The 13,583-nt window shown below is 60.1% G+C and carries 13 protein-coding genes; 5 read left to right on the top strand and 8 right to left on the bottom strand.

The window, feature by feature from the left end:
* Window positions 1-33: 33 nt before the first annotated feature.
* Together V6S97_RS10275 and V6S97_RS10270 are read right to left on the bottom strand one after the other, a co-directional pair.
* Complete coding sequence (locus V6S97_RS10275) at window positions 34-2,367, bottom strand: methyl-accepting chemotaxis protein (protein WP_111794276.1); 2,334 nt, start codon at window positions 2,365-2,367, stop codon at window positions 34-36.
* A 166-nt stretch (window positions 2,368-2,533) separates the two neighbouring features.
* Entirely contained in the window at window positions 2,534-3,400 is an 867-nt protein-coding gene (locus V6S97_RS10270; protein WP_423752249.1) for an LOG family protein, read from the bottom strand.
* Between the two features lie 138 nt (window positions 3,401-3,538).
* On the opposite strand from V6S97_RS10270, the gene dapD reads away from it, so the two are divergent.
* Genes dapD through V6S97_RS10255 form a run of 3 tightly spaced genes read left to right on the top strand, consistent with a single transcriptional unit; the run spans window position 3,539 to window position 6,185 of the window.
* Entirely contained in the window at window positions 3,539-4,393 is an 855-nt protein-coding gene (gene dapD, locus V6S97_RS10265; protein WP_020811938.1) for a 2,3,4,5-tetrahydropyridine-2,6-dicarboxylate N-succinyltransferase, read from the top strand.
* A 15-nt stretch (window positions 4,394-4,408) separates the two neighbouring features.
* Window positions 4,409-5,605: a succinyl-diaminopimelate desuccinylase gene (gene dapE, locus V6S97_RS10260; protein ID WP_020811937.1), complete on the top strand. Its 1,197-nt coding sequence runs from the start codon at window positions 4,409-4,411 to the stop codon at window positions 5,603-5,605.
* Complete coding sequence (locus tag V6S97_RS10255) at window positions 5,589-6,185, top strand: hypothetical protein (protein ID WP_003503718.1); 597 nt, start codon at window positions 5,589-5,591, stop codon at window positions 6,183-6,185. The genes dapE and V6S97_RS10255 overlap by 17 nt, the downstream gene beginning before the upstream one ends.
* Window positions 6,186-6,205: 20 nt before the next feature.
* Here V6S97_RS10255 and truA read toward each other — a convergent pair whose 3' ends face one another.
* The 3 genes from truA to def are packed head-to-tail and all read right to left on the bottom strand — an operon-like array spanning window position 6,206 to window position 8,499.
* The gene (truA, locus tag V6S97_RS10250; protein WP_129565919.1) at window positions 6,206-7,006 is read right to left on the bottom strand and encodes a tRNA pseudouridine(38-40) synthase TruA; all 801 of its coding nucleotides are present in this window, start codon (window positions 7,004-7,006) and stop codon (window positions 6,206-6,208) included.
* A complete protein-coding gene (fmt, locus tag V6S97_RS10245) occupies window positions 7,006-7,941 on the bottom strand; it encodes a methionyl-tRNA formyltransferase (RefSeq protein WP_112356034.1) in 936 nt (311 codons plus the stop codon). The genes truA and fmt overlap by 1 nt, the downstream gene beginning before the upstream one ends.
* A 45-nt stretch (window positions 7,942-7,986) precedes the next feature.
* The gene (gene def, locus V6S97_RS10240; protein WP_003503724.1) at window positions 7,987-8,499 is read right to left on the bottom strand and encodes a peptide deformylase; all 513 of its coding nucleotides are present in this window, start codon (window positions 8,497-8,499) and stop codon (window positions 7,987-7,989) included.
* A 148-nt stretch (window positions 8,500-8,647) separates the two neighbouring features.
* Between def and V6S97_RS10235 the strand changes: the two genes are divergently transcribed.
* Window positions 8,648-9,841 (top strand): DNA recombination protein RmuC, encoded by a 1,194-nt coding sequence (locus V6S97_RS10235; RefSeq protein WP_003503726.1) that lies wholly within the window; start codon window positions 8,648-8,650, stop codon window positions 9,839-9,841.
* Window positions 9,842-9,895: 54 nt separating this feature from the next.
* A complete protein-coding gene (locus V6S97_RS10230) occupies window positions 9,896-10,795 on the top strand; it encodes a ribokinase (RefSeq protein ID WP_003503729.1) in 900 nt (299 codons plus the stop codon).
* 12 nt (window positions 10,796-10,807) lie between these two features.
* Here the strand turns inward: V6S97_RS10230 and trmB are convergent, their stop codons facing one another.
* The 3 genes from trmB to V6S97_RS10215 all read right to left on the bottom strand — a co-directional run bounded on the left by trmB (window position 10,808) and on the right by V6S97_RS10215 (window position 13,490).
* Window positions 10,808-11,506 (bottom strand): tRNA (guanosine(46)-N7)-methyltransferase TrmB, encoded by a 699-nt coding sequence (gene trmB, locus V6S97_RS10225; protein ID WP_003503731.1) that lies wholly within the window; start codon window positions 11,504-11,506, stop codon window positions 10,808-10,810.
* 110 nt (window positions 11,507-11,616) lie between these two features.
* Window positions 11,617-12,879: a methionine adenosyltransferase gene (gene metK, locus V6S97_RS10220; RefSeq protein ID WP_003503733.1), complete on the bottom strand. Its 1,263-nt coding sequence runs from the start codon at window positions 12,877-12,879 to the stop codon at window positions 11,617-11,619.
* 191 nt (window positions 12,880-13,070) lie between these two features.
* Window positions 13,071-13,490 (bottom strand): helix-turn-helix domain-containing protein, encoded by a 420-nt coding sequence (locus V6S97_RS10215; RefSeq protein WP_003503735.1) that lies wholly within the window; start codon window positions 13,488-13,490, stop codon window positions 13,071-13,073.
* Window positions 13,491-13,583: the final 93 nt, after the last annotated feature.

Raw genomic sequence — 13,583 nt, 5'->3', positions numbered from 1 at the left:
GCGGCCCTTTTTATTTGAGGCGGAAATGGCGCGTCAGAACTCCGTCCAGTCATCCTGCGCCAGTGCGTTTGCGCCGCTGGTTCTCGGACGGGCGCGTTGCGCGGCCGGGCGGCCCGATGCCTGCGCCGGAGCGGCGGGTGCGCGCATCGCCGCGGCAGTGGCGCGCAATTGCTGGCTGGAATGACCACCGGAAACGGAGAAACCGGCAACGAGCGATTTCAGCGTTTCGGCTTCGCTGTTCAGCGTTACACTCGCCGCGGTAGTTTCTTCCACCATCGCCGCATTCTGCTGGGTAACCTGGTCCATCTGGGTAACGGCGGAATTGATCTCCTTCAGACCCACTGCCTGTTCGCTGGCGGAGGCGGAGATCTGCCGTATCAGCTGGTTGATCTGCAGAACCTGATCGGCGATCTTTTTCATCGTCTCACCGGCCTTGCCGACCAGCTGGACGCCCTCGCCAACCTGGGTGGCCGAAGTGTTGATGAGGCCCTTGATCTCCTTGGCGGCGGTGGCGGACCGTTGTGCCAGTTCGCGTACTTCCTGTGCGACGACGGCAAAGCCCTTGCCGGCATCACCCGCGCGGGCAGCTTCGACGCCCGCGTTCAGCGCCAGAAGGTTGGTCTGGAAGGCAATCTCGTCGATAACACCGATGATACGGGAAATTTCGGCCGAGGATTGCGCGATGCCTTCCATGGAGTTCACGGCCTGCTGCACGACCTCGCCCGACTTGCCGGCGTCGTCGCAGGCATGGCTGACGGCGCCGGCCGCCTGTGCGGCGTTTTCCGCACTGGAATTGACCTGTGCGGTCAACTCATTGAGGGCGGCAGCGGTTTCCTCCAGGCTTGCGGCCTGCTGTTCCGTGCGGTGCGAAAGATCGCTGGCGGCGCGGGTGATCTCACCCGTGCCGTTGCCGATGCTGACGACGGTTGCATTGACGGTGGAAACCGTTTCCTCGAGGCTGGCGAGCGCAGAGTTGAAGTCCTCGCGCAGCTTCGCATATTCGCCCGGGAACTCGTCCTCGATGCGGTAGGTGAGATTGCCCTGCGAGAGCGCATTGAGGCCTGCACCCAGCACGCCGACAATGTGCTGCTGCATGCGGCTGTTCTCGTTGCGCTCGAATTCGGATCGCTGGCGCTCCGTCTCGGCGTGACCACGCTGGGCATCGGCTTCAGCCTCCATCTCGCGGATGCCGGCAAGCTTCGCGCGGAAACCTTCCAGCGCGGTGGCCACGGCGCCCGTTTCATCCCGGCGTTCCTGTCCGGAAACCGGCACATCGTAGCGACCGTCACTCAGCGTCCTGACGTCGGAGACCAGCGAGGCAAGCGGATTGCGAACAAAATAACGCACGGCGAAATAAAGCGCGGTGATGACCGCGGCGAGAATGACAATCGCGCCGATGATCATCATGTAGGTCTGTTCCTGAACCGGTGCGTTCAGGGCCTGATGGGGAATATCCACCAGCACCACCCAGGTCGCGTTGAGGCCGGGAACGGCGAAGGGATAAACGAGACGGTTATAGGGCGCGTCCGTATCAACGCCGAGATTTTCAATGAGGCCCTGCTTGCCTGACGTGATTGCCGCCTGAACGGTGCTTGCACCGTCTCCGTCATAGGCTTTCATGTTCTGCTCGGGTGTCGGCGGCACCAGCCACTGGCCGCCCTGCGAAACGAGCGTCACGCGGCCGGTCTCGAAAGGATGCAGCGCCTGCAGCTTCTGCGACAGCGAGGCCAACGAGATATCGACACCAGCCACACCGATCATCTTGCCATCGGACATGACGGGATAGGCAAGTGACGTCATCGTCGTCGGCACTTCCGTGCCTTCGGCGAGATAGGGCTGCGTGATCGCGCCTTTACCGGATTTGGCGGCAAGCGCATACCATTCCGCCGCATAATCATTCTTGAACGTCGAGAACTGGATTTCGCCCTTCTGGGTTTTCGACCAGTAAGGAGCGAAGGCGCCGGTGGCATTGGTGCCAAGATCGAGCCTGTTGGCGATCTCCGTCGTCTGGCCGTCAAAAAGGCCGAGCTGCTCACAGAACCAGCTGCCAAAGGCAAAGGCGTTCTGCTCGACATTGGCCTTCAGGATGTTGACGATGCCGGGGCGATCCATTGATTTCGCCTGATGCGCACGGCCGATGACACCGGCCATGGAGCGTGCGGCGCTGCCGAGTTCACCCACATCAGCGGCGATGACGTTGGCGATGGCGCGCGCTTCGGTATTGGCCTGATCCATGGTCAGCGCGTGCACGCGCTCGCTAGTCTGGGAAATGAGGAAGGAATTCGATGCAACGAGAACCGTGGTGATAGCGCAGCCGGTTACGAGGATCAGCTTGGTCGCAAGCGACTTCACTTGGAAATTGAACATTTTGGCCTCGATCAAATCGCCCGCCTGAAAAGGCTGACTTCAACGGATGATAAATCTCCGTCATGGAGGCCCGTCCCCTTGGGACAGTGCGCTGCAGCGCGACGGGGCAAAATTAGAAGAAGATTGCTAATTAAGCCCTAAAATTACTTCGTCGCGCCAAGCATAATCAGTGCTCGTAGTGAGCCGAGATGATTTTCCATGCATCGTCAGCCGTTTCAGCAAAATGCAGAAGATTCATATCTTCAGGCGCGATAGTACCGAAATCCGCCAGGAACTCGAAATTGATCACCGATCGCCAGAATTTCTCACCGAACAGGATGAGAGGAATGGGCTCCATGCGCTTCGTCTGGATCAGGGTCAACGCTTCGAACAATTCGTCCAGCGTGCCGAAACCGCCGGGGAAGATCACCACCGCCTTCGCCCGCATCAGGAAATGCATCTTGCGAATGGCGAAATAGTGGAAGTTGAAGCTCAGTTCCGGTGTCACATAGGGGTTCGGCGCCTGCTCGTGCGGCAGGACGATATTAAGGCCGATGGACGGGCCGCCCACATCGGCCGCACCACGATTGCCCGCTTCCATGACGCCCGGACCGCCGCCGGTGACCACGACATATTCGAGGTGATCCGATTTTGCGGCATAGGCGGTGCAAAGACGGGCAAACTTGCGCGCCTCATCGTAATAGACGGAGGATTGTTCCAGATTGCGCTTTTGCGTCTCGTTGCGCGCCGCCCAGGCTTCGCCGCCGGGTTCGGGAATGCGCGCGCCGCCGAACATGACGACGGTGGATTTTATGCCGCGCTCGGTGAGCGCCATTTCCGTCTTCAGAAGCTCAAGCTGCAACCTGACGGGGCGCAATTCCTCGCGGCAGAGAAAATCCATGTCCACATAGGCGAGGCGATAGGACGGGGAGTCCGACTGCGGTGTTTTTTGAACGACCTCGGCCTGCTGCTTGTCCACAGCACTGCGCTTCAACGGGTCCCATACCCCGTCCTTGCGCCGCAACTTGCCGTTTTTCAGTCGTGTCATTTCCATGCCTTTCGTCTGACGCGCCAAATCACCCAAATCACATTGACGCCTTTCCAACACTCCCTTAGATCAAATGACCAAAGCCTTCCAGCGGCGCGGTACCATCCGTGACCATGAACACCACGCGACTTTAAGGAATTTTCCATGAGCCTTACGGATCTCACCTCCCTCGAAACCATCATCGAAACGGCGTTCGACAACCGCGATAGCGTGAACGTATCGACGAAGGGCGAGGTTCGCGACGCCGTGGACACATCTCTTCAACTTCTCGATAGCGGCAAGGCACGCGTTGCTGAGAAGCAGGCGGATGGAAACTGGAAGGTGAACCAGTGGCTAAAAAAGGCCGTGCTCCTCTCCTTCCGTCTGAACGACATGGAGATCGTCACCGGCGGACCGGGCGAATCCAGCTGGTGGGACAAGGTGCCGTCGAAGTTCGAAAACTGGGGTGAAAACCAGTTCCGCGCCGCCGGTTTCCGCGCCGTGCCGAACGCCGTCGTCCGCCGCTCCGCCTATGTGGCCAAGAACGTCGTTCTGATGCCCTCCTTCGTCAATCTCGGCGCCTATGTCGATGAAGGCACGATGGTCGACACCTGGGCGACTGTCGGCTCCTGCGCACAGATCGGCAAGAACGTGCATCTGTCTGGCGGCGTCGGCATCGGCGGCGTTCTGGAGCCGCTGCAGGCAGGCCCGACCATCATCGAGGATAATTGCTTCATCGGCGCCCGTTCGGAAGTCGTGGAAGGCTGCATCGTGCGCGAAGGCGCGGTTCTCGGCATGGGCGTCTTCATCGGCAAGTCCACCAAGATCGTCGATCGCGCCACCGGCGAGATCACCTATGGCGAAGTGCCGCCCTATTCCGTCGTCGTTGCCGGCACCATGCCGGGCAAACCTTTCCCGAACGGCGAGCCGGGCCCGAGCCTCTATTGCGCCGTGATCGTCAAGCGCGTCGATGAAAAGACCCGCTCCAAGACCGGCATCAACGAGCTTCTGCGCGACTGATATAAAGCGACTACCATGACCACGACCGATCCCGTTGCCAATCTCGCCGCCCTCATCCGTTGCCCTTCGGTGACGCCTGCCGAAGGCGGCGCGCTTTCTTTGCTCGACACCCTGCTTTCGCCGCTCGGCTTCAAGGTAGACAAGATAGTGGCGAGCGAGGCGGGAACGCCTGACGTGGAAAACCTCTATGCCCGGCTCGGCACCGAGGGTCCGCATCTGATGTTTGCGGGCCATACGGATGTCGTTCCCGTGGGCGACGAGGCGGCGTGGAGCCATCCGCCCTTTTCGGCTGAAATCGCCGGTGGCGAAATGTTCGGTCGCGGTGCAGTGGACATGAAAGGCGGCATCGCCTGTTTCGTCGCCGCCATCGCCCGCCATATCGAAAAACACGGCAAGCCGCAGGGTTCCGTTTCCTTCCTGATCACCGGCGACGAGGAAGGTCCGTCGATCAACGGCACCTCCAAACTGCTGGAATGGGCCGCCGCCAACGGCGAGACATGGGACGCCTGCGTGGTGGGCGAGCCGACCAATCCCGACCAGCTTGGCGACATGATCAAGATCGGCCGCCGGGGTTCGCTTTCCGGCCGCATCACGGTTCATGGCGTTCAGGGCCATGCCGCTTATCCGCATCTCGCCGACAACCCCATTCGCGGCCTGCTGCAGCTGACCCATGCGCTGATGCATCCACCCTTCGATCACGGCACGGATGATTTCCAGCCATCCAATCTGGAAGTGACGACCGTCGACACCGGCAACGCCGCCACCAATGTGATCCCGGCGCGGGCGACAGCGGCCTTCAACATCCGTTTCAACGACACCTGGACAGCAGAAAGCCTGCGCGCGGAGATCATCCGCCGCCTCGACGCCGCTGCGGCCGAAGGTGAGCTTCGCCCCGACCGCGCACCGGTGAAATATGAGATCGTCTGGGCCGACCGCCCGTCGCATGTCTTCCTGACGCGGAACAATGCGCTTATCTCGTCGCTCTCAGGCGCGGTTGAAGCCGTTACCGGCAGGGAACCGAAGCTTTCGACCACCGGCGGCACATCCGATGCACGCTTCATCAAGGATTATTGCCCTGTCGTGGAATTCGGCCTCGTCGGGCAGACCATGCATATGGTCGATGAACGCGTGGCCGTTGCCGATCTCGAAACGCTGACGCGCATTTACGAGACCTTTATCGAACGCTGGTTCGCCCATGCCGACGGCAAGTGAAATAAGGCTCTATCTGACCGGCCTGTGGCTTCTGCTGCTGGGTGACCATAATGGTGCGCGTTATCTTGATCTCTCCGAGCGCGGCATGTGGCGATCCTTCTATTCCGCCCTCTGGTGTCTGCCGGCCATGCTGGTTTCCTGGCTGTGGCTGCGGGCTGCCTTCCTCGCCAGCTATCCGCCCGGCACCGGAACGGGGTTCATCTTCTTCTTCCGTCTGGCGATGGTTGAGGCCATCTGCTGGATCGTGCCGCTGCTTTTGATCGGTATGCTACTATACGCCTTCGGCGCTCGGGAAAAATTCGCGCCGCTCGTCACCACCATGAACTGGCTGTCGCTGCCATTTTCCTATGCCTATGCGGTTCTGATCCTGATCGCGTTCTTCCTGCCGCCGCTGCAAGGACTGATCGCCGTTCTCTGGCTGGCACTGCTTCTATCGCTGGTCTTCGCCTTCTCGCGGATCGTGCGGTTTTTCATCCGCGATCAGTCGCTGCTCGTCTCGGCCATCGTCATGACGCTGCTGGTGCCGGGCATGCTTCTATCGGAAGCGCTGCAGCGTTTTCTCGGTGTCTATCCCGCCTGAGAACTGGCACAGCTTAAACGTCAGTCCGCATCCTCGGTCATGTCGACTTCGGCGCGCCGGCGCGGCGGAATGACGTCGGGATAATCGACCTGCATGAAATAAAGACCGTCCGGCGGTGCGACAGGGCCGCATGCCTTGCGGTCCCGTGCCTCCAGTGCGGCACGCACGTCCTCCGGCGTCATCGTGCCCTCGCCCGCCAGTTTCAGCGTGCCGGCGAAAGAGCGGATCTGGTTATGAAGGAAGCTCTGCGCCGTCGCGCGTATCTCGATGAGATCGCCATTGCGCGTCACATCCAGCCGGTCGAGCGTGCGCACGGGGCTGTTCGCCTGGCAATGGACCGAGCGGAAGGTGGTGAAATCATGCCGGCCGACGAGCATCTGGGCGGCTTCATGCATGCGCTCATGGTCGAGATCCTTCGACACCCACCATGCCCGCTTGTGCTCCAGCGCCAGCCGGGCCTTGCGGCAAATGATGCGGTAGAGATAGTGCCGACGAAGGGCGGAAAAACGGGCGTCGAAATCCTCGGTCACGGAAGCGGCGTCGAGAACGGCCACGGCTTCGCCCGCCATGGCGAGATGCGCATTGACGGCGTTGCGAAGCTTGTAGGGCTCCCAGTCGCGCAAAAGATCGACATGGACAACCTGCCCAACGGCATGCACACCGGAATCGGTGCGACCGGCGCCGCGAATGGAGACGCTCTCTCCCGTCAGCGAGCGAACCGCAGCCTCCAGCGCACCCTGAACCGAGGGGCCGTTATCCTGTCTCTGCCAGCCATAATAGGGCGTGCCGTCATATTCGACGGTCATGCGGAAACGCGGCATCAGCCGAGCCTCGTTGTGGCCGGAACGGGGGTGCCACGAACGAAATCAGCCGCCGACATCGGTTTGCCGCCCGCCTTTTGCAGGCGGGTGAGCCGCACGGCCCCGCTGCCGCAGGCAATGGTCAGAGCATCGTCGAGCGCTGCGCCCGCTTCTCCCATGCCGCTAGCCAGTTCGGAGGCGAGAACCTTCACGCGCTCCGTCTTGCCGCCGATGTCCATTTCCAGCCATGCGCCGGGAAACGGCGAAAGGCCGCGAATGTGATTATGCACATCCTGCGAGGGCCGAGAAAAATCGATGCGAGTCTCGCCCTTGTCGATCTTCGCAGCATAGAGAACACCCTCTTCCGCCTGTGTGACGAGCGGCAGGTCATCTGCTTCCAGCTTGTCCATCGCCTGCCGCATCAACCGCGCGCCTGTTAGCATCAGGCTGTCATGCAGCTCGCCGGCCGTCATGTTATCGCCGATCGCGACTTTCGCGGTCAGCGCGACGGGACCGGTATCGAGCCCCTTTTCCATTTTCATGACCATCATGCCGGTTTCGGGGTCGCCGGCCATGATCGCCCGCTGAATGGGGGCAGCACCGCGCCAGCGCGGCAGCAGCGAGGCATGACCATTGTAACAGCCGAGACGCGTGCCGGAGAGGATCGCTTCGGGCAGCAGCAGCCCGTAAGCCACGACAACCGCCACATCAGCATTGAATTCCCGGAACTGCTGACGGTCTTCCTCAGCCTTGAAATTCACGGGCGTAAACACCGGAAGCCCCAGCAGTTCGGCAGCCTGATGCACCGGCGACTTCTGCAGATCGAGACCACGGCGGCCGCCGGGACGCGGCGGCTGGGTGTAGACAGCGACAACCTCGTGGCCCGCCTCCACCAATGCACGCAATGTGGGAACGGAAAAATCCGGTGTGCCCATAAATATGATGCGAAGAGCCATTATCGCCCCCTGCCCTGTCGTCCATTCCGGTCCAGAGAGGACGGATCAGATCTTTGCGCGGGCCGCTTTCGTGAATTTCTTGATGACCATGTCGCGCTTCAGCCGCGAAATATGGTCGATGAACAGAACACCATTGAGGTGATCGATCTCGTGCTGCAGGCAGGTAGCGAGCAGACCATCCGCCTCGACCGTCTGCTGCTTGCCGTCACGGCCGACATATTGCACCGTGAGCGAGGCGGGACGCTCGACCTCGGCGTAGTAGTCGGGAATGGAGAGGCAGCCTTCCTCATAGGTCGAGACATCGTCCGACACCTTGAGGATTTCCGGGTTGATGAAGACGATCGGGGTCTTTTCCTCGCCTTCACGCGCAACGTCGATCACCAGCATGCGGCGCGCCACGCCGATCTGGATAGCGGCAAGACCGATACCCGGCGCATCGTACATGGTTTCGAGCATGTCGTCGGCAAGACGCAGAACCTCTGCATCCACCTTTTCGATGGGCTTCGATTGCTGGCGCAGCACGGGATCGGGCAAAATGATAAGCGGTTTGATGGTCATGGCTTCCCATAACGTATCTCTTGCGCGGAGGAAATAAAAAACACGAGGTTCAAATCGCCTCGGGCATCCACCCCGCCCGACTCATTTCCGCCACAGGAATGTTCTTGTTTTGATCTTCCGAATCACTGGAAATCTGCTAGATTTAATCATGAGTATAGATTTCTCCGTTCTCCTTGATCCCGCGCTGCGGGCCGGCTCCGTTGATATCAGCTTCGGCGCGCTGCTCGCGGCTCTGGTTTTCGGTCTGGTCACAACCTGGCTGGTCACGACAAACCGCGTGAAAAAAGCGGGAGCCGACGGTGAAATCTCCGATCTTCTGAAAACACAGTCCGAACTGCATGGCCGTATCGCGGCCATGGCGGAAACGCTCGGCACCCGCCAGACCGAGATGAGCCAGACGCTCAACCAGCGCCTCGACGGCATGTCGCAGCGCATTGGCGAAACACTGACGGAACAGACCCGGTCGACCCATGAAAATCTGAGCCGACTGCAGGAGCGCCTCGCGGTGATCGACGCCGCGCAGGGCAATATTCAGGATCTGGCCAAGGACGTGGTCGGACTGCAGGCCATCCTTTCCAACAAGCAGACGCGCGGCGCCTTTGGACAGGCACGCATGGAAATTCTGATCGCCGATGCCCTTCCCGCCGGCGCTTTCCAGCTTCAGCCGACGCTTTCGAACGGTTACCGGCCGGACTGCACCATCAAGATGCCGAACAATGCGCCGCCGCTCGTCATCGACGCGAAGTTTCCGCTGGAGGCATGGAATGCCATCAAGGCGGATGAGACACCGGAAACCAAACGTGCCGCCGTTCAGCAGTTCCGCCGTGATATGGAAGTGCATATTCGCGATGTGGCCGAGAAATACCTCATCCGTGGCGAAACACAGGATACCGCCTTCATCTTCGTGCCGTCCGAATCGATCTTCGCCGATATCCACCAGCATTTCGAATATCTGGTGCAGCGCGCTCACCGCGCCCGTGTCGTCATCGTTTCGCCGTCGCTTCTGATGCTGTCGGTGCAGGTCATCCAGTCCGTGCTGAAGGATCAGCGCATGCGGGAGCAGGCGCACCTCATCCAGGGTGAAGTTGCCCTTCTGATGGACGATGTGCGGCGGCTGGACGACCGGACGCGCAAGCTGCAGGCCCATTTCGGGCTGGCGCAGAAGGACGTCGACATGATGCTCATCTCCTCGGACAAGGTGCTGGCACGCGGCCAGAAGATCGAAGGACTTGATTTCTCGCCAACGGAAAAAGACGCCCCGCATGGTGAAATCGAGCAGGCGCGCCGCTTTGCCGAAAACAGGGCCGGTGCGGCCAAATTGCGGGTAGTTGACGACGAGTGATCGTCTCGGGCAAAGTCGCCGCCTTGCTCAAATTTCATATGGACCCAGCGCCCCATGATTACTGTTTTCGGCTCCATCAACATGGACCTCGTCGCGACCGCCAAACGCCTGCCCAAGCCCGGTGAAACCGTAACGGGAGAGACATTCTCCACGGCCGCCGGCGGCAAGGGAGCCAATCAGGCGCTGGCCGCACGGCGTGCAGGCGCCGCAGTCAAGATGGCAGGGGCTGCGGGCGATGATACTTTTGCCGCACCGGCGCTGACATTACTGCGTGATGCTGGCACCGACCTGTCTCTGGTCAAGACTGCGCCCGGCCCGACGGGAACGGCGGTGATCCTGATCGGTGAAGGCGGAGAGAACATGATTTCGGTCATTCCCGCCGCCAATGGCGAGGTCTCCGCCTCCGATGCCGCAAAGACCGTATCCGACATGGCCGCTGGCGATATTCTGATGCTGCAGTTCGAGATACCGGCCGCAGCCATCGAAGCGGCGCTGACGGCCGCCAAGGCAAAGCGCATCACCACCGTCATCAACACAGCGCCGCTGACCGCAGACGGTCCGCGTCTTGCTGGCCTTGCCGATATCGTCATCGCCAATGAAACCGAGTTCGAGCTGCTGATCGGCAAGAATGGCCTCTCCAGCGTCGAGCGGGAAAACGAACTCAAGACCCTTCACGACAGGACCGGCCAGACATTGATCGTGACGCTTGGGGCGGACGGCGTGATCGCCATGCGCAACGGCAAGGTCTACAGGGCTTCCGGCCTCAAGATCGAGCCGGTCGATACGGTTGGTGCGGGCGATACCTTCTGCGGTTATCTCGCCGCCAGCCTCGATCAGGGGATGGATTTCGAAAGGGCGCTGAAGCGTGCCGCCGTTGCAGGCTCGCTCGCCTGCACGCGTGCCGGTGCCCAGCCTTCCATTCCGCTGGCAGCGGAAGTGGATGCGGCCCTCTGAGGGCTCAATCGCTCAACGACGGATGAAGGTGAGATAGGCCGAGCTGCGGCCTTCTCTTTTCGCCTTGTTTTCGTAGCGCGTGCCCGGCCAGTTGGCGTAGGGCGTACGCCAGTCGTCAGCGCTCGTCGCCGTCCATTCAAAACCGCCATGCCGGGCGCAATGCTGCAGCGTCCAGTTGACGTATGTATCGATATCCGACGCAAAGCAGAATTTGCCGCCGGGTTTCAACACGCGATGGAAACGGGCGAGATTGACGTCCGAGACAAAGCGGCGCTTCCAGTGCTTCTTCTTTGGCCACGGATCGGGATAAAGCAGATCGATGTGATCGATCGACCCCTCTGGCAGCCAGTCGAGCAGCTGCGTCGCGTCATCGTCATAGAGCCGGATATTCATCAGCTCGCGTTCGCGCACGGTGGCGAGCAGTTTGGCCATGGAGTTAACGAAGGGCTCGACCCCGATGAAACCCGTCTCTGGGTTCTCAACCGCGCGGTGGGCGAGATGCTCGCCGCCGCCGAAACCGATCTCCAGACGGATCGATCGCACATCCGCCGGAAAAAGAGCGGCGAGATTTTGCGGCGGAGCGCTTTCCAGATCGATTTTCAGCAAAGGCAGCAGGTTCTCGATCGTATCGACTTGCTGATTGCGCAGGGGCTTGCCCTTGCGTCTGCCAAAAAACGCTTCCGTTGCGCGCGAACGCCGTTCTTCCGTCATCTCATACTCTCAAGAACAAATAGATTTAACCCGCACAGCGCCACATGAGGCATTGTGCGGGTTACAAAAGTTGGTGACGGTATCTCTCAATCGCCGTCAAATAACAAGTGTTAGGCGCTCAAAGCTTCCTTAAGCGGCTTCACCAGATCGAGCTTCTCCCAGGAGAAGGAGCCGTCACGGCCGGCCTTGCGGCCGAAATGGCCGTATGAGGACGTCTTGGCGTAGATCGGCTTGTTGAGATCGAGATGACGGCGGATACCCGACGGCGAAAGGTCCATGACCTTACGGATCGCGTTCTCGACCTGATCTTCGCTGACCTTGCCGGTGCCATGCAGATCGACATAGATCGACAGGGGCTGGGCGATGCCGATCGCGTAGGAAATCTGGATTGTGCAACGCTCGGCAAGGCCGGCAGCCACGACGTTCTTGGCAAGATAGCGGGCGGCATAGGCGGCGGAACGGTCAACCTTGGTCGTGTCCTTGCCGGAGAATGCGCCACCACCATGGGGGGCAGCGCCGCCATAGGTGTCGACGATGATCTTGCGGCCGGTGAGGCCCGCATCACCATCGGGACCGCCGATGACGAACTTACCAGTCGGATTGATATACCACTGGCAATCGTCGGCGATCTTCAGGTCGCCCAAAGCTTCGCGGATATAGGGCTCGACAACAGCGCGAACCTTCTTCGAATCCCAGCTTGCATCGAGATGCTGTGTGGACAGAACGATGGATACGGCTTCCGAAGCCTTGCCGTCGACGTAACGAACCGTCACCTGGCTCTTGGCGTCGGGGCCAAGTTTCGCCGCTTCACCTTCGCCGCTCTTGCGGGCGGTGGCGAGCAGCTGGAGGATACGGTGAGAATAATAGATCGGCGCCGGCATCAGATCCGGCGTTTCCTTGCAGGCGTAACCGAACATGATGCCCTGGTCGCCGGCGCCCTCGTCGCCCTGCTTGTCGGAAGCATTGTCCACGCCCTGCGCGATATCTGCCGACTGCGGGTGCAGGAGAACGTCGATCTTGGCGGTCTTCCAGTGGAAACCATCCTGCTCGTAGCCGATGTCACGGATCGCCTTGCGGGCGGCGGACTTGAACTTCGAAGGGTTGATGACCGGATGGCCGGCGGCGTCCTTGATGATCTTGCCGTCCTTGTCCTTTTTCAGAAGCGTATCGGGAACCCGAACCTCACCGGCAATAATAACGCGGTTGGTCGTCGCAAGCGTTTCACATGCGATGCGCACGGTCCAGGGATCGACACCCGTCTTGGACGCTTCACGATAAATAAGATCCACGATTTCATCAGAAATACGATCACAAACCTTGTCCGGATGACCCTCGGCCACGGACTCGCTGGTGAACAGGTAATTGGCACGCATGCGGGATTCCCCTCAAAGAACGGTCTTGGAGTTTGTTAGTCATTTCAGCCGCGAAAAACAAGGACACAACCACATAAATATATCTTTATGTGAGAATTCCTTTCCAATCCGGTACAAAAAAACGGTCCTTGCGGACCGTTGAGTGCCCGGCATCCCATGCCGGAAATTTTCTGCGCTGTGCGGACCAGGCTCTACTCGGCATCGCCCTCGGCGGCGAGCGCCTTGACGAGATCAACGAGGCGACGGCGAACCTTGGGGTCGGCGATCTTCACGAATGCGCGGTTCAGCTGCAAACCTTCAGCCGAGGACAGAAAGTCGACCACGTAATTGGAGCTCGACGCTTCCGCCATGCCGGTCGTACCGCCGACCTGATCGCCGGGCGCATCTTCGAAAAAAAAGGAAACCGGTACATTGAGGATCCCGGAAATATTCTGCAGGCGGCTGGCGCCGACGCGGTTGGTGCCTTTTTCATATTTCTGGATTTGCTGAAAGGTAATTCCAAGACTTTCACCCAGCTTCTCCTGACTCATTCCGAGCATGGTTCTGCGAAGGCGAATTCGGCTTCCGACATGAATGTCGATGGGGTTAGGCTTTTTCTTATTCTCGGTCATCATGCGGTCCTGACACTCGGAAAGGGTTGATATCTCGCTTCAGTACTATTCGAAGAAATGAGCCGGTATTTCGACAACGGCTAAACTTGTTTT

The sequence above is a fragment of the Agrobacterium sp. CCNWLW155 genome (genome assembly GCF_036888815.1).
Classification (GTDB): domain Bacteria; phylum Pseudomonadota; class Alphaproteobacteria; order Rhizobiales; family Rhizobiaceae; genus Agrobacterium; species Agrobacterium radiobacter.
Note: the sequence above shows the minus strand (reverse complement) of the source record. Positions and strands in the feature narration are given on the sequence as shown.